The 18030-nt window shown below is 67.1% G+C and carries 16 protein-coding genes, 1 tRNA gene and 1 other RNA gene; 6 read left to right on the top strand and 12 right to left on the bottom strand.

Translation table 11 applies throughout. The annotated features are described in order from the left end of the window. Positions 1 to 38: 38 nt before the first annotated feature. The 4 genes from H4W26_RS11465 to H4W26_RS11450 form a co-directional block, all read right to left on the bottom strand. Positions 39 to 1835, bottom strand: a complete 1797-nt coding sequence (locus H4W26_RS11465) for an acetyl/propionyl/methylcrotonyl-CoA carboxylase subunit alpha (RefSeq protein ID WP_192592357.1) — start codon at positions 1833 to 1835, stop codon at positions 39 to 41. Then, positions 1832 to 3511, bottom strand: coding sequence for a 5-oxoprolinase subunit B/C family protein (locus H4W26_RS11460; RefSeq protein ID WP_192592356.1), 1680 nt, complete (start codon positions 3509 to 3511; stop codon positions 1832 to 1834). The genes H4W26_RS11465 and H4W26_RS11460 overlap by 4 nt, the downstream gene beginning before the upstream one ends. After that, positions 3508 to 4278, bottom strand: coding sequence for a LamB/YcsF family protein (locus H4W26_RS11455; protein ID WP_192592355.1), 771 nt, complete (start codon positions 4276 to 4278; stop codon positions 3508 to 3510). Before H4W26_RS11455 ends, H4W26_RS11460 begins: the two co-directional genes overlap by 4 nt. A 203-nt stretch (positions 4279 to 4481) precedes the next feature. Continuing rightward, the gene (locus H4W26_RS11450; RefSeq protein ID WP_192592354.1) at positions 4482 to 6011 is read right to left on the bottom strand and encodes a helix-turn-helix transcriptional regulator; all 1530 of its coding nucleotides are present in this window, start codon (positions 6009 to 6011) and stop codon (positions 4482 to 4484) included. Between the two features lie 194 nt (positions 6012 to 6205). On the opposite strand from H4W26_RS11450, the gene H4W26_RS11445 reads away from it, so the two are divergent. Genes H4W26_RS11445 through H4W26_RS11435 form a run of 3 tightly spaced genes read left to right on the top strand, consistent with a single transcriptional unit; the run spans position 6206 to position 9344 of the window. Next, on the top strand, positions 6206 to 7435 hold the full coding sequence (locus H4W26_RS11445; protein WP_225940006.1) for a quaternary amine ABC transporter ATP-binding protein: 1230 nt from the start codon (positions 6206 to 6208) through the stop codon (positions 7433 to 7435). Further along, complete coding sequence (locus tag H4W26_RS11440) at positions 7432 to 8376, top strand: ABC transporter permease (protein WP_192592352.1); 945 nt, start codon at positions 7432 to 7434, stop codon at positions 8374 to 8376. The genes H4W26_RS11445 and H4W26_RS11440 overlap by 4 nt, the downstream gene beginning before the upstream one ends. A 53-nt stretch (positions 8377 to 8429) precedes the next feature. Next, complete coding sequence (locus H4W26_RS11435; RefSeq protein ID WP_192592351.1) at positions 8430 to 9344, top strand: glycine betaine ABC transporter substrate-binding protein; 915 nt, start codon at positions 8430 to 8432, stop codon at positions 9342 to 9344. Positions 9345 to 9447: 103 nt separating this feature from the next. On the opposite strand, the gene H4W26_RS14160 is transcribed toward H4W26_RS11435, so the two are convergent. Together H4W26_RS14160 and aceA are read right to left on the bottom strand one after the other, a co-directional pair. Further along, a complete protein-coding gene (locus H4W26_RS14160; RefSeq protein WP_192592350.1) occupies positions 9448 to 10098 on the bottom strand; it encodes an aldolase/citrate lyase/malate synthase family protein in 651 nt (216 codons plus the stop codon). Between the two features lie 28 nt (positions 10099 to 10126). Then, positions 10127 to 11500, bottom strand: coding sequence for an isocitrate lyase (aceA, locus tag H4W26_RS11425; RefSeq protein ID WP_192592349.1), 1374 nt, complete (start codon positions 11498 to 11500; stop codon positions 10127 to 10129). 195 nt (positions 11501 to 11695) lie between these two features. Between aceA and H4W26_RS11420 the strand changes: the two genes are divergently transcribed. Further along, positions 11696 to 12091: a hypothetical protein gene (locus tag H4W26_RS11420; RefSeq protein WP_225940005.1), complete on the top strand. Its 396-nt coding sequence runs from the start codon at positions 11696 to 11698 to the stop codon at positions 12089 to 12091. 25 nt (positions 12092 to 12116) lie between these two features. Here H4W26_RS11420 and H4W26_RS11415 read toward each other — a convergent pair whose 3' ends face one another. The 4 genes from H4W26_RS11415 to H4W26_RS11400 form a co-directional block, all read right to left on the bottom strand. Further along, complete coding sequence (locus H4W26_RS11415) at positions 12117 to 12644, bottom strand: LytR C-terminal domain-containing protein (RefSeq protein ID WP_192592348.1); 528 nt, start codon at positions 12642 to 12644, stop codon at positions 12117 to 12119. A gap of 10 nt (positions 12645 to 12654) precedes the next feature. Further along, complete coding sequence (locus H4W26_RS11410; protein ID WP_192592347.1) at positions 12655 to 13194, bottom strand: hypothetical protein; 540 nt, start codon at positions 13192 to 13194, stop codon at positions 12655 to 12657. Positions 13195 to 13313: 119 nt separating this feature from the next. Next, positions 13314 to 13410, bottom strand: an RNA gene (ffs, locus tag H4W26_RS11405) — signal recognition particle sRNA small type. 62 nt (positions 13411 to 13472) lie between these two features. Further along, positions 13473 to 15155: an alpha-keto acid decarboxylase family protein gene (locus H4W26_RS11400; RefSeq protein WP_192592346.1), complete on the bottom strand. Its 1683-nt coding sequence runs from the start codon at positions 15153 to 15155 to the stop codon at positions 13473 to 13475. Between the two features lie 203 nt (positions 15156 to 15358). Here H4W26_RS11400 and H4W26_RS11395 point away from each other — a divergent pair, with 203 nt between their 5' ends. Further along, a complete protein-coding gene (locus H4W26_RS11395; RefSeq protein ID WP_192592345.1) occupies positions 15359 to 16336 on the top strand; it encodes a zinc-binding dehydrogenase in 978 nt (325 codons plus the stop codon). Between the two features lie 21 nt (positions 16337 to 16357). On the opposite strand, the gene gluQRS is transcribed toward H4W26_RS11395, so the two are convergent. After that, positions 16358 to 17290, bottom strand: a complete 933-nt coding sequence (gene gluQRS, locus H4W26_RS11390) for a tRNA glutamyl-Q(34) synthetase GluQRS (protein WP_192592344.1) — start codon at positions 17288 to 17290, stop codon at positions 16358 to 16360. Positions 17291 to 17477: 187 nt separating this feature from the next. Between gluQRS and H4W26_RS11385 the strand changes: the two genes are divergently transcribed. Continuing rightward, positions 17478 to 17562, top strand: a tRNA-Ser gene (locus H4W26_RS11385). Positions 17563 to 17660: 98 nt separating this feature from the next. Here H4W26_RS11385 and H4W26_RS11380 read toward each other — a convergent pair. Further along, the gene (locus H4W26_RS11380; protein WP_192592783.1) at positions 17661 to 17810 is read right to left on the bottom strand and encodes a hypothetical protein; all 150 of its coding nucleotides are present in this window, start codon (positions 17808 to 17810) and stop codon (positions 17661 to 17663) included. Positions 17811 to 18030 lie beyond the last annotated feature (220 nt).

Raw genomic sequence — 18030 nt, 5'->3', positions numbered from 1 at the left:
GGGCTTACGATCGGAGCGCTCGCTCGCGGTCGGAGTTCTCAGTCGATCCGCCCGAGGACCTGCCCGGCCTTCAGGGCGGCCCCGGGCTGAAGCTCCTCGCGGGAGAACGTCCCGCTGCTCGGAGCTGCCACAGTGGATTCCATCTTCATCGCTTCGACCACCGCGACAGCATCACCGGCGGAGACGCCGGCGCCATCCTCCAGGGACCATCGGACCAGGCTGCCCGCCAGCTTGGTGGTGACGGCCCCCTCCCCCGGTTCACCGGGGCCGGCGGGGGCGCCGTCGGCGGCGGCATCCTCACCGGTCGCGCCGGTCTGACCACCAGCCAGCAGGCGCACCAGCGCCCCGGGCAGACCCAGGGTGACCGGATGACCGTCGATCTCCACCGTGGTGCGACGCATCGCCTGTTCGCGGTGGCGCAGCGCGGCGGCCATATGCTCGGACTCTTGCATCCCCTCCCCAAATGCGGCGTCGAACTCGGTCTCGATCCACCGGGTATGCACCCGGAATCCCGCAGCACCCTCGGTGGCGAGGAAGTCCTCGGCCTCAAGCACCTGGCGGTGGAACGGCAGGACCGTGGGCAGGCCTTCGATGCGCATCTCGGCCAGTGCCATCTGGGCCCTGCGCAGCGTGGTCGCCCGGTCTGGGCCGGTGACGATCAGCTTGGCGAGCATCGAATCGAAGGCCCCCGAGACCTCGTCGCCGCTGCGCACACCGGTGTCCACCCGGATGCCTGGCCCGGTGGGCGGCGCGAAGACCTCCACGGGCCCGGGGGTGGGCAGGAATCCGTGGGCCGGCTCTTCGGCGTTGAGTCGGAACTCCACTGAATGACCTGTGGGCTGGGGGTCTTCGGTGAGTCGCAGCGGGTGACCCTCCGCGATGCGCAGCTGCTCGGACACCAGATCCACGCCCGAGGTCTCTTCGGTGACCGGGTGCTCCACCTGCAAGCGGGTGTTGACCTCCAGGAAGCTCAACAGGCCAGGTCGACCCTCCTGTCCCGGGCTGAGCAGGTACTCCACGGTGCCGGCCCCGACGTAGCCAGCCTCGGCACAGATCGCGCGCGCGGAGCGGTGGATCTCGGCACGCTGGTCGTCGCTGAGGAACGGCGCAGGGGCCTCCTCCACGAGCTTCTGGTTCCGCCGCTGCAGCGAACAGTCTCGGGTCCCGACGACGACGACGCTGCCATGCTCATCCGCCAGCACCTGCGCTTCCACGTGTCGGGGGCGATCCAGGAACCGCTCCACGAAGCACTCGCCGCGGCCGAAGGCAGATTCGGCTTCCCGCACTGCGGAGGCGAAGGCCTCATCGATCTCGGCCTCCTCCCGCACGATCCGCATGCCGCGGCCTCCCCCGCCATGGGCGGCCTTGATCGCCACCGGGAGTCCGTGCTCGGCGACGAACGCACGGATCTCATCCGAGGAGGCGACAGGGCCGTCGGTGCCAGGCACCAGGGGCGCACCGACCCGGACCGCGAGCGCCCGCGCGGTGACCTTGTTCCCAAGACTCTCGATCGTCTCCGGTCGAGGACCGATCCAGGTCAGGCCGGCTTCGCGCACCGCGCGCGCGAAATCGGCGTTCTCGGACAGGAACCCATAGCCGGGATGGATCGCGTCGGCGTCGGCCTGCCGCGCGGCGTCGAGCAGCTTGCCCTGATCCAGGTAGGTCTGGCCTGAGGTGGTGCCGTGCAGGGCGAGGGCTTCGTCCGCGAGCTGCACATGCAGCGCATCGGCGTCCTGATCGGCGTAGACCGCCACGGCGGTGTAGCCCGATTCGCGGGCGCTGCGGATGATGCGGACGGCGATCTCGCCGCGGTTGGCGATCAGGATGCGCTTCATGGGTGAGGTCTTTTCTCCGAGGTCAGGGTGTCGGGATCCACCGGAGTCAGGTGGATCGTGTCTCCGGGGACGAGCTGGGCGGCGGCGGGGAGGTCCTCTTCGATGACGACGCCGATCACCGGGTAGCCACCGGTGACCGGATGATCGTTGAGGAAGAGCACCGGGGCTCCGGCCGGCGGCATCTGCAGCGAGCCGCGCACCACGCCCTCGCTGGGGAGCTCGCCGTTCTCGAGGCGCTCCAGTGGACGGCCCGGCTCCCCTGAACTGGTCTCCCCCACCTCCAGGCGTATACCGATCCGGTTCGATGCCTGGGTGACCGTCCAGGACTGGGTGGTCAGTCGGTGCGCCTCCTCGGAGCTGAACCAGTCCTCCCGGGGGCCATAGGTGAACCGCAGCGAGGTCGCCCCCGCCGTGGACGCGGCTTCCGGCATGCCCACGGCGCGGGTGTCCAGCTCGGCCCGGGAGACGTGATCGCCGGCGGCCAGCGGGGCAGGGCCCAGCCCGGACATGGTGTCGGTGGAGACGCTTCCCAGAACCTCTGTGGCGGCGATGCCTCCACGCAGTGCGAGGACGCTGCGCAGTCCACGTTCCGGGGCACCCAGGCTCAGCGTCTCTCCTGCTGAGAGCGCGAACGGGGCCCGCAGCGGGGCGGGTCGTCTGGCACCGGCGACCCCCGTGACGGTGAGCGGCACCTCGGCTCCACAGACGGCCAGCACCGCCGTGGACTCCGCGCGCACCGACAGGCCGCCGTGCAGCGACTCGAGCACCGCCGCATGCGGCTCGTTGCCGACCAGTCGGTTGGCCTGAAGCATCGACGCTTCATCCGCGACCCCGGCCCGGGAGACCCCGAGGTCGCTGAAGCCGACGCGGCCGAGGTCCTGGATCAGCGTCTGCAGTCCGGGGTCGACCACGTTGAGCACGGCCTCCTGTGCGGGAGACTCAGCCTCTGGCGCGGAGGGGACGGTCGAGGTCGAGGAGGCGTCCGAGGTCGACGTGGTCGTGGCGGCCCGTCCCTGAACCGGCGTGTAACGGACGGAATCGCCGGGGCGCACCAGCGCGGGAGACTCTCCCCGGGCTTCCCGCTCAAGGTCCCAGAGGACGGCCGGGGTGTGTCCGATGAGCTGCCAGCCCCCGGGTGAGACTCGCGGGTAGACGGCGGAGAACTCCCCGGCCAGCGCGACGGCGCCCGCTGGGACTGCCTTGCGCGGGCTGCTGCGCCGAGGCACGTCCAGCGCGGCGGCGGCCGGGTCCGCAGACTCCGCGGCGTCGTCGTCGTTGTGGCTGGGCACGCAATAGGTGAACCCCGGGGCGAAGCCGCCGAAGGCCCCTGTCCACGCCTGTCCGCTGTGCCAGGTGATCAGCGCCTCAGTGCTCATCCCCAGGTGGGCTGCGAGCTCCTCGAGGTCCTCGCCGTCATAGATGACCTCGAGCTCCACGTGGCGGGCACCCTCGGCGGAGAACGCCGGGAACTCGAGATCGTCCAGATGCTGGCGTGCCTCGCGCAGCGCGGGCCGGGAGCTGAAGCGCAGCAGCACGGTGCGCGCTGCCGCCACGGCATCGACCTGCCCGCGAAACGGCGCGCTGGTGAGCTGCTGGTGACAGGCCAGGACATCGTCCAGGCTCTGCAGCTGAAGCAGCAGCGCTCGGGGTCCCGCCTCGCGGATGGCACTGATCATGCGAAGCTGCGGATGTCGATTCCGGCATCCTGCAGCGCGCTGCGCACGGCCTGCGCCATCGCGACCGCTCCGGCGGTGTCGCCGTGGGTGCAGATGGACTCGGCCTGAGTCTCGATCCGCGTGCCGTCGCGGGCGATCAGCACCGAGTCCTCGGCCAGGCGGAGCATGTTCTCCACCACCTGATCGGTGTCGTGGAGCACGGCATCGGGTTCGCGCCGGGAGACGAGGGTGCCATCGGGGTTGTAGCTCCGGTCGGCGAACGCCTCAGAGACTCCGCGCAGCCCCGCCTCGGCGGCGTAGTCCAGGGCGATGGATCCGGGCAGCAGCAGAACCGGCAGCTCGCGTCCGGTGCTGCTCTGGTACTCCGCGATGGTGTCGATCACGGCGTGGGCGTGACCGGTGTGGGAGATCATGGAGTGATAGAGCGCGCCATGGGGCTTCACGTAGCGGATGTGGGAGCCCACCGCGCCCGCAATGCCCTCCAGTGCGCCGAGCTGGTAAAGAACGTCGGCGGCGAGCTCCTCCGGGGAGCACTCCAGGTGGCGTCGGCCGAATCCGGCCAGGTCACGGTAGCCGATATGGGCTCCGATGGTGACCTCATTGGCGACGGCCTCTGCCGCCGTCGCGCGGATGGTCATGGGGTCCCCGGCATGGAATCCGCAGGCGATGTTGGCGCTGGAGACCGTGCGCAGGATCGCGGCGTCGTCGCCGATGGTCCAATTGCCGAAGGACTCCCCGACGTCGCTGTTCATGTCGATATGTGCCACGTGAACCTCCTGGAGCCGGTGTTGCCCACGTCTCAATGTGAGCTGAGTCAAGGATGCCCCAGTTCCAGGGATTGTTCAACAATCTAGCCGCGGCTATCTACAAAGATCATCGATCCTGGAGAGCGAGCCACGCAGTCCTGGCGAGCGTGCCGCACTCAGTCCTGGCGAGCGTGCCGCACTCAGTCCTGGCGAGCGTGCCGCACTCAGTCCTGGCGAGCGTGCCGCTCGAGGAACTCGTAGACCTCGGTGGTGTCCACTCCGGGGAAGGCGCCCTGCGGCATGGCGGCGAGCAGATGGGTGTTGGCGCGCGCGGCGGGCCAGGCCTTGCCCTCCCAGCGGGCGGCCAGCTCGGCCGGAGGCTGCCGGCAGCAGGTGGGGTCATCCGGGCAGCGCGACGCCGAGCGTGAGGTGGTGTCGGAGCCGCGGAACCATTTCACGTGCTCGAAGGGCACCCCGATGGACAGCGAGTAGACCCCGGAGGAATGCGCCTCCGTGCGCGCTGTGCACCAGAAGGTGCCGACTGTGGTGTCGGTGTACTGGTGGAAGGATCGAAACTTGTCATCGATGTCGAAGACCTGGCGCGAGGTCCACTGCCGGCAGATGGTCTGGCCTTCGATCGCTCCCGAGTGATCTGCCGGGAAGTTCACCCCATCGTTCTCATAGGCCTTGTGCAGGATGCCGGATTCATGGACCTTCTGGAAGTGACACGTGATGCCCAGATGCTCGGTGGCCAGGTTCGTGAACCGGTGGGCCGCCGATTCATACGAGACTGCGAACGCATCCCGCAGATCCTCGATGGCCAGCTCTTTGCTCGCCTTGGCCTCCTTGAGGAAGCGCACCGTGGTGGCCTCGGGCATCAGCAGACTGGCCGCGAAGTAGTTGGTGTAGACCCGCTGGCGGAGGAACTCGGAGTAGTCCGCGGGTTCGGTGTGACCCAGCACCTGATGACCCAGCGCCTGCAGCAGCACCGAGCGCGCGTCCCACTGCCGCGAGCTGCCCTGGGTCAGGTAGATGATGTGGTTCTTCTGATCCGTGACCGACCGGGTGGACTCAGGCAGATTCGGCACGAAGCGCAGGGAGAATCCCAGGTGCGCCGCGATATCGGCGACCACGTGATGAGACAGCGGGCCGTCGCGGTGGTCCACCGCGTCCAGCAGCTCCTGGGCCGCCGCCTCGATCTCCGGGTAATAGTTGTTCTTGGCACGCATCTCTTCACGCAGCTCGGTGTTGGCCCGCCGCGCCTCCTCGGGCGTCGCCGCCTGCTCCTCCAGACGACGGCGCAGCTCACCCTGCAGAGCCACGAGCGACTGCAGGACATCCAGCGGAAGCCGGGAGCTGATCCTGACCGCGGGAAGGTTCAGCGCCGCGTAGAGCGGACCCCGCTGGGCCTTCTCCAGCTCGATCTCCAGGGCGGCCCGCTGTGAGGGCGGCTCGGCGCCGAAGAGATCATCGAGGCTGACCTGCAGGACCTTGGCCAGCTGCTGCAGCTGGGAGAGCTTGGGCTCACGGCGGCCATTCTCCAGCAGGGAGAGCTGACTCGGCGCAGTGCCCAGCGCTTCGGCGAGCGCATCGAGAGTCATTCCGGCCTGCTTGCGCAGATGCCGGACGCGGCGACCCAGGGCGATCAGATCGAAACCCTCCTCAGACGCCTCGGCCGAGACCTTCTCGATCGAACGCAGCGGGGCGCGGCCCTGCCCCGGCCTCACCGATGAGGTTCCCTGTGCTGCGCGCATACTTGAGGATTCTACCGCCCACGGCCGCCTGGGCGGTGATCCACACCACTGGCCGACACTGGCAAGTACTGTAAGCAACAGCGCGCGGGACACCCCTGGTGCTGCCCGCAGACGCGTCACGTTAACAGCCTGTAAACAGCTTTTATGGTGCTTTTGGTAAGGTCGGACCCCACTACTTCAGCGAGGGAATGATTTTGAACTCCAGCACAGCCGAACCGGCAGTCAGTGCGAGGAACGTCTTCAAGGCCTTCGGCAAGCGCCCTCAGGAGATCGTCCAGCGCATCAAGGACGGCGCTGATCGAAAGGACCTGACACAGCTCGGCACGGCCGCCGTCATCGACGCAAGCTTCGACGTTCAGCGCGGAGAAGTCTTCGTGGTGATGGGCCTCTCCGGCTCTGGCAAGTCCACCCTGATCCGCATGGTCAACGGTCTGCTCGCCCCCACGGCGGGAAGCATCGAGGTCGCGGGCGAAGACATCGCCCGACTCTCGGACCGGGAGCTCCGCCGAATCCGGCGGGAGAAGGTCTCCATGGTGTTCCAGCACTTCGCCCTGCTTCCACACCGCACCGTCGGGCAGAACGCCGGCTATGCCCTGGAGATCCAGGGCCTGAACCGCTCGGACCGTGAGCGGCGCACCGAAGAAGCGCTGAACATGGTCGGACTCAAGGGCTGGGGCGGCTCCATGCCGCATGAACTCTCCGGCGGAATGCGCCAGCGCGTCGGGCTGGCCCGCGCGCTGGCCGCCGGCACCGAGGTGATGCTCATGGACGAGGCCTTCAGCGCCTTGGACCCGCTGATCCGCCGCGAGATGCAGGACCAGCTCGTCGAGCTGCAGGAGCAGCTGGGCAAGACCATCCTGTTCATCACCCACGACCTCAACGAGGCCATGCGTCTGGGAGACCGGATCGCGATGATGCGCGATGGCCGCACCGTGCAGGTCGGCACCTCGGAGCAGATCCTCAACGATCCGGCCAATGACTACGTCGCCCAGTTCGTCCAGGACGTGGACCGCACCCGCGTGCTCACCGCTGGGGCCATCATGGAGCCCCCAGTGGCAGTGCTGGGCACCGAACAGGGCCCGCGGACTGCGCACAAGCTGATGCGCGAGCATCAGACCAACGTCCTCGCCGTGGTGGATCGCAGCAAGAAGCTGCATGGCTTCGTGCACGAGGCTGCGGTCGCCGCAGCCGTGAGCCAGGGCTCCGACTCGCTCGACGGCCTCACCCAGCCAGCACCCTCGGTGCACACCGACACGCCTCTGGCCGAACTCATGACCCAGGCGGCCGAACATGAGACCGGCCTGGCCGTCATCGATGACGCCGGACGACTCGAAGGGATCATCGCACGCGTGACACTTCTGAATGCGCTGGCAGAACCGACCTACACGGAGCAGAACACCTCCGAAGCCCAGGTGTCTTCATGATCGCCGCCGCGGAGGAGACCGAAGGAACCGGCGTCCCCCGGCTCAACGTCGGTGAATGGATCGAATCGGGATTCGACTGGTTGAACGACAACCTCGGAGGCTTCCTGGACCTGATCCGAGATTCACTGACCGCTCTGGTCGATGGCCTCGACGATCTGCTCAATACGCCGGACGCCATGCTGCTCGCCGTGGTCTTCGCTCTGTTGGCCTGGCTGGTCCGGAACTGGAAGCTCGCCCTGCTCTCCTTCGTGCTGCTGGTGTTCATCATCAGCGTGGACCAGTGGGAGCAGGCCATGGCGACGCTGGCGCTGGTGATCGTCGCCGCCGCGCTGGCTCTGCTGATCGGGATACCCGTGGGCATTCTTGCGGCCCGCTCCGAGCGCGTCAGCACCACAGTGCGACCCGTCATGGACCTGATGCAGACCATGCCGGCCTTCGTCTGGCTGGTCCCCGTGGTGACGCTGTTCAGCATCGGTGTGGCCGGCGCTGTGATTGCCACGGTGATCTTCGCACTGCCGCCAGGCCTTCGTTTCGCGGAGCTGGGGGTCAGACAGGTGGACCCTGAAGTCGTCGAAGCCGGCCATGCCTTCGGCAGCACGCCCTGGCAGATCCTCTACAAGATTCAGCTCCCACTCGCCCTGCAGACCATCATGGCGGGCGTGAACCAGGTGATCATGCTCGCACTGTCGATGGCCGTGATCGCCGGTCTCGTCGGAGCCGGCGGTCTGGGCGGAGAAGTCACACGATCCATCGGCAGCCTGGACATCGGACTCGGTTTCGAGGCCGGCCTCTCCGTCGTCGTCCTGGCGATCTTCCTGGATCGCGTCACCGCCGCGATCGGCAGCGGCGGGGTGTTCTCCGGCCGCATCGCCAAGCTCACGCGGCGTCGCAATGATGCCGAGAAGTCCGCCACGCGCAGCAGGGCCTCAGCGCACATGTGAGGCCTCCACACACCAACACTGCGAACTGCACCTTCAATGAGATGAGGAACATGATGAGTACACGCACAGCAAGAGCATCCAAATTCGTCGGCATCACAGCGGCTGCGGCGCTGGCCCTGACCGCCTGCGGCGGTGGTGGCGACGACGAGGAGAACGGTGACGCCAGCGAGGGTGAGGGTGGTGGCACCATCACCCTCGGCATCATCCCCAGCTGGACCGATGGCCTGAGCATGGCCTACCTCTGGCAGGGCATTCTCGAAGATGAGGGCTACGACGTCGAGATCGAAGAGATCAACGACGCCGCGCTGCTCTACACCGGTGTTGCCGAGGGCGATATCGACGTCTATCCCTCCGCATGGCCCGAGGTCACCCACGCGGACTACATGGAGGAGTACGGCGACGATGTCGAGGATCTGGGCGCCTACTACGAGGGTGCAGTCCTGACCTTCGCAGTGCCGGAATACAGCGAGATCAACTCCATCGAGGAGCTCAACGACAACGCGGAGGACTTCGACAACCGCGTGGTCGGCATCGAGCCGGGCTCCGGCCACATGGGCGTCACCGCCGACTCGGTCTTCCCGGAGTACGAGCTGGACGAGAACTTCGAACTTGTGGAGTCCTCCACCAGCGCCATGCTCACCGAGCTCGGCTCCGCCATCGACGACGAGGAAGACATCGTCGTCACGCTGTGGCGGCCCTTCTACGCCTACGGCGACTACGACCTGAAGGATCTCGAAGATCCGGCCGGCGCCCTGGGCGAGGAAGAGACGCTGAACTTCGTCGCCAACTCCGAGTTCTCCAGCGAGTTCCCGGATGTCGCTGAGTGGATGAGCGGCTTCACCCTCTCCGACGAGGAGTACGCGGAGCTCGAGAACATGATGGTCAACGAGTACGCGGACAACGAAGAAGAAGCAGCCGATGTGTGGCTGGAAGAGAACTCCGACATGATCGACTCCCTCAAGGGCTGATCACCGGAGACTGAACGCCGCTGAACGACCGAGGCCCCCGGCCTCGATGCAGAGCTCAGGCTGCGCATCGAGCTGGGGGCCTCGTCGTGCCTCAGCGGCCGGGTCAGCGGGCGCGCTTCTCCACGAGGATGGCGCCGCCGCGGTCGTCGTCCGCCGAGCTGAACGTGATGGCCCGGATGGTGCCGGCTGGGAGGCCGATCAGCTCCTCGGCGCGAGCGAACATCTCCTGCCAGATCTCCAGCTCCTCCTCACGCTCCAGCCCCAGCAAAGAGATGAACGGAGCACGCTTCTCAGCGACGAGTCGCCGAGCACAGCGCTGGATGTGCAGGCCGAAGTCCACCAGCCCTGCCGAGAGCGGCTGGCCCTGACTGAAGATCCGATCCTCCGAGCGGGTGAGCCGCCGCGGAGTCGCGAAGGCGCAGCCCGATTGCGCCAGGTGCTTGTCCACCAGCGCCTTCCATGAGGCCTCAGCCTCCATCGCACGTTCCTTGTGACCCGCGGGGCTCGGCGCGAAGTTGCGCTCGGGCTGCAGCTGCGTCGGGTCCAGTGCCGCGATCCGTTCGCCGAATTCACGGTGCAGGCTGCTCAGGAAGCTCAACGCATCCGCGGTGAAGACCTCGTTCTGGCGCGATGCCCGGGCTGCCGTGAGCGTGATCCCGTTGATGGTAATCCCATTGCCGGGATCGGCCATCCGCTCGGCGTGGGTCTCGGGGCGGGTGCTGGGCTTCGGTGCGATGCTGGTCTGTGCGTTCATGGCTGACTCCTTTGTCACTGCCGGTCTATCAGTGGAATTGGCCCTCTTCGGTGGATCCCTTATAAGCCACGGTGGAGGACTCGGGGTTCAAGGTGGTGGAGATGGCATCGAAATATCCGGTGCCCACCTCGCGCTGGTGCTTGGTAGCGGTGTACCCGTCGGCTTCTGCGGCGAACTCCTTCTCCTGGAGTTCCACGTAGGCCTTCATCTGCTCGTCCTTGTATCCGCGTGCCAGCTCGAACATCGAGTAGTTCAGCGCGTGGAATCCGGCGAGGGTGATGAACTGGAATGTGAATCCCATGGCCCCGAGTTCACGCTGGAACTTCGCGATGGTCGCGTCATCGAGGTGCTTCTTCCAGTTGAAGGAGGGAGAGCAGTTGTACGCCAGCATCTGGTCTGGGTACTCAGCCTTGACCGCCTCGGCGAACTGTTTGGCGTATTCGAGGTCAGGTGTGCCGGTCTCCATCCAGATCAGGTCCGAATAGGGGGCGTAGGCCTTGGCCCGGGCGATGCAGGGCTCGATCCCGTTGCGGACCTTGTAGAACCCCTCGGCCGTGCGCTCACCGGTGATGAAAGGAGCGTCACGATCGTCGACGTCGGAGGTGATCAGCGTCGCGGCCTCGGCGTCGGTGCGGGCGATGACCACGCTGGGAGTGTTGTGCACGTCAGCCGCCAGCCGAGCCGACTGCAGCGTGCGGATGTGCTGACCGGTCGGGATCAGCACCTTGCCGCCGAGGTGGCCGCACTTCTTCTCCGAGGCGAGCTGATCCTCCCAGTGCACGCCGGCCGCCCCGGAGGCGATCATGGACTTCATCAACTCATAGGCGTTCAGCGGCCCGCCGAAGCCCGCCTCGGCATCGGCGATGATCGGCACCAGGTAATCCTCCACGGTGCGGGTGCCCTCGAGGTAATCGATCTGGTCCGCGCGAAGCAGCGCGTTGTTGATCCGTCGGACCACGCTCGGCACCGAGTTGGCCGGGTAGAGCGACTGGTCCGGGTAGGTGTGGCCCGAGAGGTTCGCGTCGCCGGCGACCTGCCAGCCGGAGAGGTAGATGGCGCGCAGGCCAGCCTTGACCTGCTGGACCGCCATATTCCCGGTCAGCGCCCCCAGGGAATTCGTGTACTTGCCCTCGGCATGCTCGGCGGTGAGCTGGCTCCAGAGCTTCTCGGATCCGCGCTTGGCCAGCGTGTGCTCCTCCTGGACGCTGCCCTGCAGGCGCACGACCTCGGCGGCCGAGTATTCGCGGGTGGTCTGCGCCCAGCGCGGGTTGGTGTCCCAGTCCAGCTGCAGCGCGTCGACCTTGTGCTGGAATACCTGCGTGGTCTCGGGACTCAGCCCGCCCTCGCGCTGGGCGTTCTGGTTCTGCGAGGTCTTCGGCTGTGAGATGAGTGTCTCGGTCATCGGAATCTCCTTTGAATCGTGGACCGTGTTTCGGGGACAACACCAGTTCACGGCCTATGGAAGCCCCAGACCACAGTTTTCTCATCAAAGATCTGCGTTTCTTCGACAGATCGAAGAAACAGCGGAAGATTCGCACACCCCATCTCTTCTACACTGTGTAGAAGAATTGATCACCACGTATCTGTAAGGAGCATCATGACCACACCCGCCGCACCCGCCAGCCCCATGCCCCGCCTGACCCTGATCGTCGGAGGCCTGCTGCTCGCCGTCGGAATCATCGGATACGTCGCCACCTCCTTCGCAAGCATGACGGCGCTGCTCCCCTCCGTGGTGGGTGTGCTGCTGCTGATCAGCGGCGCCATCGCGAAGAAGAACACCAAGCTTGGTGTGCACATCGCCCTGGTCATCGCGCTGCTCGGCGCGCTGGGCATGATCATGCCGCTGACGAACCTGGGGGAGCTCTTCGCGGGCGAGTCAGAGAACCCCGGTGCGGTGATCTCGGCGCTGATCACCGTGATCGTGCTCGTGGTCTACATCGTCCTCGGCGTGCGCAGCTTCATCGCAGCTCGCCGCTGGAAGACCGCTCGCTGAGCCGGTTCGTCGCGAGCACGGGGTCTCACTTCGCGGAGCAGTGAAGCAGGCCGGGGACCATCTCGACGTCCTCGGCCTCTTCTATGCCTTCCTCCTGGAACTCCGATCCCAGCACCAGATCCACACTGAAGTCGGCACGGTCATCGAAGACCACCATGGAGGCCGGGATGTGCTGCTGGAGCGTGTAGGCCTGGCGCAGGCCGCGGTCACCCACCCGAATGATGGCGGCGAAGCCGGTGTCGGCCAGATAGTCGTTGTCGACCTCGGCGATGCGGAACCGGCGGTCATCCAGGTCACCAGCCACCTCGCTGGCGAGACCCGGCGCATTGGTGGTGTTGAACACCGAGATCTGAACCCGATCGGGGACCACCGGCTGCTGGGTGCCCCGGGGACATTCCTCCGCCGCGGGAATCGCACCCCTGCCGAAGACGCTCAGCGGCAGGGTCCCGTTGATCAGCAGCCAGCTCATCCCGGTGATGATCCCGATCATCGCGAGCGTGCTCAGCCAGATGAGCAGCCGCTGGGTGCGCGTGCCTGCGGTCCTGTGATCCATGGCTGCAAGTCTATGAGTCAGACGCCGCCCGGATCCTATCGGCCTTGGCAGTCCAGACGGCCGCTCCCCCAGCGGCGAGGGCCATGACCACCCGGGGCGCCGGGACATGGACCCGGCGCAGGCCGCGCTCGATGGCCCCGTCGAGCCAGAAGCCCATCCGCATGTTGCCGTAGACCAGGGCTCCGACGGCGATCCCGCCACCGGCTCGGCCGAGCCATCGCGTGAACGGTCTGCGGCGGGAGCGGTCTGCGGCAGAAGTGTCCAGTAGCTGCTCGGCGGATTCGTTCCTCGCCGAATCTGCTGCTTCAGCACCCGGCGAGTCGGGCTGCGCCTGGGCGGATTCCGCCAGGGATCGCCAGACCGTCGGGCTCGACACCAGTGCGCCGAGCCCGACGGCGGGCACCCACATCATCGTCTGTCGCAGCCAGGCCGGGTAGCTCCGGGCGGGGACCAGCGTGCCCAGCGTCGTGCCGATCCCCTGCACCCAGGGGGCCTGGAACCATCGGTTCGCTCGACGGGGTGGGGAGGTCCGGGGCTGTGCTGAGTCCATGCCTCGAGCGTAGAAGCGGCAGAGGACCAGGGACATCCACCCACAGAATGATCCTGCGCTCGAGTGGTGCAGGTCGCGCTCCGGTGCGTCAACCGGGTGCCGCCGAGGCTGCCAAAGACATTAAGAGCCCCACGTGCACCTGCCAGAGCCCACTTACCCTTGCTACCTTCCGGTCCTGGGGGAGTTCAGCAGGATGGCACCGCACGTGGGGCCGGAAATCATCTTATCGTGAGGCTGCGTCCGAACGCGAATGGGTCGGGCGGCCTCCGCGGAGTTGATCAGCGCTTGAGCGCGTTCGCCACATCTTCGAGCAGCTGCGGGATGTCGTCCCGGTCGGTGATCGCCTCGATGAAGACCAGCTTCTCGCGGTTGCTCATCGTGTCGCGGCAGGCCGCCAGCAGGTGCGCCTCGGTGGTGACGCGGCGATAGAGGTAGTCCTCCTCCGCGGCGCCGAAGAGCTGCGGCACCAGCTCCCATCGCCACGGCGCGATGTCGTTGTAGACGGCGTCGGGCCCGTGGATGGCACGCTCCACGGTGTAGCCGTCGTTGTTGACCAGCACGATCACCGTGGGGAGCTTCTCCCGGATCATCACACCCATCTCCTGGATGGTCAGCTGGGCCGAGCCGTCACCGATCAGCAGCACCGGGCGTCGGCTGGGGTCTGCGAGGCCGGCGCCGAGGATGGCGGGCAGGGTGTATCCGATGGAGCCCCACATGGGCTGGCCGATGAACGTGGACTTCGCGGGGAACCGGTGGGAGGCCATCCCGAAATAGCTGGTGCCCTGGTCCGCCGCGACGATGTTCGCCGACTCCAGCTGGGAGGCCAGCACTCGCCACAGGCCGTCCTGGGTCAGCGGCTCGTCCGAGGGCTCGCGCGGCGTCTCCGGGGCGGGGGCCTCTGCGGCGGGCATGGGCACGACGTCGTCGAGGTCCTCTGTCACCCGGTGCAGCACCGCGAGTGCGTCCTGCAGCGAGATCGGGGTGAAGACCTCCTCCCCCACGCGGGCCCCGAAGCGCGAGACGTCGATCAGCCGAGCGGGATCCAGGTTCATGGAGAAGCCGGCGGTGGTGTTGTCGGTGTACTCCACACCCAGCGTGATCAGCGCGTCTGCGCCCTCGATGACGTCGCGAACGCGGTCCTGGGACGCGGCACCGGCGTAGATGCCCACGAAGTTCGGGTCCGATTCATCCACCAGCGTCTTGCCCCAGGCCAGGGTCGCGAAGGGCAGCTGTGAATCCTTCAGGAAGGAGGCGAGCTCCTCGGTGGCGCCGAGCCGGTGCACCAGCAGGTCGGCCAGCACGGCGGTGCGCCGGCCGGGCAGGAAACGACGGACGGCCTCTTCGAAGGCGGCGACGGCGCGCGGGGTGGTCACCGGCAGGTCCGTGGTCAGCGGTTCAGCAGGCGGGTAGGCCGGGACCTCGGCGACGTCGGCGGCCAGCATCAGATAACCGGGCCGACGGCGGAAGACGACGTCGCGCAGCACCCGATCGATCTCCCAGGTCGCGGTGGCGGCGTCGAGGTCGGCGTGGGCGCAGGTGACCTCTTCAGCCATGCGCAGGAAGTGCTTGAAGTCCCCATCTCCCAGCGAGTGGTGGATCTTTCGTCCGGAGGCCTGGGTCTCCTTGGGCGGGGCCCCGACGATCTGGACCACCGGCACGGATTCGGCGTAGGAGCCCGCGACGGCGTTGATCGCGGAGAGCTCTCCCACCCCGTAGGTGGTCAGGAAGGCACCGATGCCGCGGATGCGGGCATAGCCGTCCGCGCTGTAGCCGGCGTTGAGCTCGTTGGCAGAGCCGACCCAGCGGATCTTGCTGTGGTCCACCACGTGGTCGAGGAAGTGGAGGTTGAAATCTCCGGGAACGCCGAACAGCTCGGTCAGTCCGAGCTCGGCCAGCCGGTCCAGCAGGTAGTCGCCGATAGTGTAGTCGGCGCTGTTCTGGTCCTGAACGTCTTCGGGCATGGGTTCTCGCCTTCTGGTCTCGGAGGCCTGCGGGGATGCGGGTGGATCGGCCGGGACCTCCAACGGTCTTCGGTGGATCCAGTCTACGTGGGAGGGGTCACAGAGACCTTCGCGCCAGGAATAGCCCTGTCGCGGTGACTGTTGCGGCTCGCGTACCTCATCAGGAGATATATCAGCGATAGACACTAGGAAAGTAGGCCATCATGCGTGCTGTCACCCATGAAACATTCGGCGAGCCCTGGGACGTCCTCACAGTGGAGGACGTCACCGTCCCTGAGCCCGGCGAGGGCGAGGTTCGGATCCGGACGCTGATGTCCCCGATCCACAACCATGACCTCTGGACCATCCGTGGAAGCTACGGCTTCAAGCCCGAGCTTCCCGCGCGTGCAGGCACCGAGGCAGTGGGCGTCATCGACGCGCTCGGCGAAGGCGTGGAGGGGCTCTCCGTGGGTCAGCGCGTGGCAGCAGGCGGCACCTTCGGTGTCTGGGCGGAGTACTTCACAGCCGCAGCTGCCGGGTTGATCCCGGTGGATGAGGCTGCCGCCGACGACGTCGCCGCCCAGCTGGTGGCCATGCCGTTCTCCACGCTGGCGCTGCTGGACTGGCTCGACCTGAAGGAGGGCGACTGGATCATTCAGAACGCCGCCAACGGCGCTGTCGGACGTCTGCTCGCGCAGCTGGCCCCCACCCGCGGGATCAACGTGGTGGGTCTCGTGCGCCGGGATGCAGGTGTCGATGAGCTCGCCGAGCAGGGCATCACCCAGATCGTCTCCACCGAGACCGCCGGATGGGAGGATCGCGTCGCTGAGATCACCGGCGGCGCGGCAATCACTGCCGGCATCGATTCGGTGGGCGGCGAGTCCAGCAACCAGGTCCTCTCCCAGCTGGGCGAGGAGGCCACGCTGGTGATCTTCGGCGCGATGGCCGGGGGCACCATGGAGCTGAACTCCGGCGCCATCATCTTCAAGAACGTCACCGTCAAGGGCTTCTGGGGAAGCCGCGTGATGGGCTCCTTGGCGCCGCAGCGCCGCGGAGAGCTCTTCACCGAGCTGCTCACTCGGGTCCAGGACGGCTCGATCTCGCTGACCACCGAGGCCACCTACTCCTTCGAGCAGGTGCGCGAGGCCGCGCAGGCGAACTTCGTGCCCGGCCGCACGGGAAAGATCATGCTGCGCCCGTGAGTGCAGCTCTCCCGCCCGTGATCAGAGGTCTGTCGGCCTGAACACCCAGGGCTCCCGCGGCAGGCTGGCGGGGTCGAAGGACTCCAGTGCTGCGGCCAGCGTCCCGGCGGGGAGGCCCAGCGAGTCCAGCAGCATCTCGCGAAGGGCCTCGTCCTTCAGGCCCTGCTCCCGCAGTGCCGAGCGGGTCACGGCCCCGTCCCGTTTGGCGAGGCGCCGTCCGTCGGCATTGAGCACCAGGGGCACATGGGCGTAGACGACCTCCGAGGCCGCCTCGGTCCCGTAGAGCAGGCCCCTCAGGTAGGCCTGGCTCGGCGCCGAGGCGGCGAGGTCGTCCGCGCGGACCACCTGGTCCACCCCGGTGAGGTGGTCATCGACCACCACTGCCAGGTTGTAGGCCGGGGCGCCGTCGTTGCGCTGGAGCACGAAGTCATCCACTCCGGCGGTGATCTCGCCCAGAAGCAGGTCCTGAGCGCTGACCTGTGGGGCGGCGCCGTCGTCGTCCCGGTCGGCGCGCAGCCGCAGCGAGGCCGGGCGCTCGGCGCGACGGTGCGCCCGTTCCGCCTCGCTGAGGTTCCGGCAGGTGCCGGGATAGACCCCGGGAGTCGCATGCGGAGCCCGGGTGGCCTCCCGGATGTCCTTGCGCGAGCAGAAGCATTCAAAGGTCAGCCCAGACTCGGTGAGCTGCTCGATGGCTCGTGTGTAGAGGCTCAGCCGTTCGGACTGCCTGATGGAGCTGTGGCCATGCTGGGAGTCGAAGGTCAGGCCCACCGCGTGCAGGTCCTCGAGCTGCTGGGCCTCGGCACCCTCCACGGTGCGTTCGGCATCCAGGTCCTCGAACCGGAGCAGGAACTCCCGTCCGCTCCACCGCGCGAAGAGCCAGGCCAGCATTCCGGTGCGCAGGTTCCCGAGATGCAGGTCTCCGGAGGGACTGGGCGCATAGCGTCCTGCGTGCACCTGGGACTCCTCTGTCGGGGTTGAACTGGGCCGAGCCGAGACCTGCTCGGGGGGTGAATGTGCTGGTCACTGGGCGGGGGTGATCCATCCTACGCGGCGCCGATGTGCATTCTGGGATGCATCTCCGCTAGTATGAAGTCTGCTCTCGAGGGCCGCGCCGATCAGGCAGGCCAGCGAGAAGCAGCCAGGAGGATTCGCCTAGCGGCCTATGGCGCACGCTTGGAACGCGTGTTGGGTTCACGCCCTCGGGGGTTCAAATCCCCCATCCTCCGCAACATGAAGCCCGTCAGCCTGATTCAGGCTGACGGGCTTCTTTGTATCTGGACCCCCCGAGCAGGCGAGCCGCCGGGGAGACGGACGGAGCGCCGGCTCAGCGGCCGAGCAGGCGGGCGAAGAACCCGCTGCGCGGCGCGGACTCATGGCCCGGGCAGCGCTGCCCGGCACTGACTCCGCGCACCACGTCATCCACGTGCTGCCCACATCCGGCCCAGGTGGTCTTTCCGCAGGTACTGCAGGTCACTGCACGGCACATCGCGTCCTCCTCTGATCGATACTGTTACTCCAGTATACCCCCGGGGGTATACACGACGGGTAGGCGGCGTCGCGCTGGAGCATCGTAGGCGCAACAAACCCGCGCGGACGGCTGCCGGAAGCCCGCAGGTCACGGGCATTTCCCTTCATGTAGCACGCCGTTCACATGACCCTGCTTGGATTCATCACGGGCCGGACTGTGCTTGATC

The sequence above is a fragment of the Nesterenkonia halotolerans genome (assembly GCF_014874065.1).
GTDB lineage: Bacteria > Actinomycetota > Actinomycetes > Actinomycetales > Micrococcaceae > Nesterenkonia > Nesterenkonia halotolerans.
The sequence above is the reverse complement of the archived record's forward strand: the minus strand, read 5'-3'. Positions and strand labels throughout refer to the sequence as shown.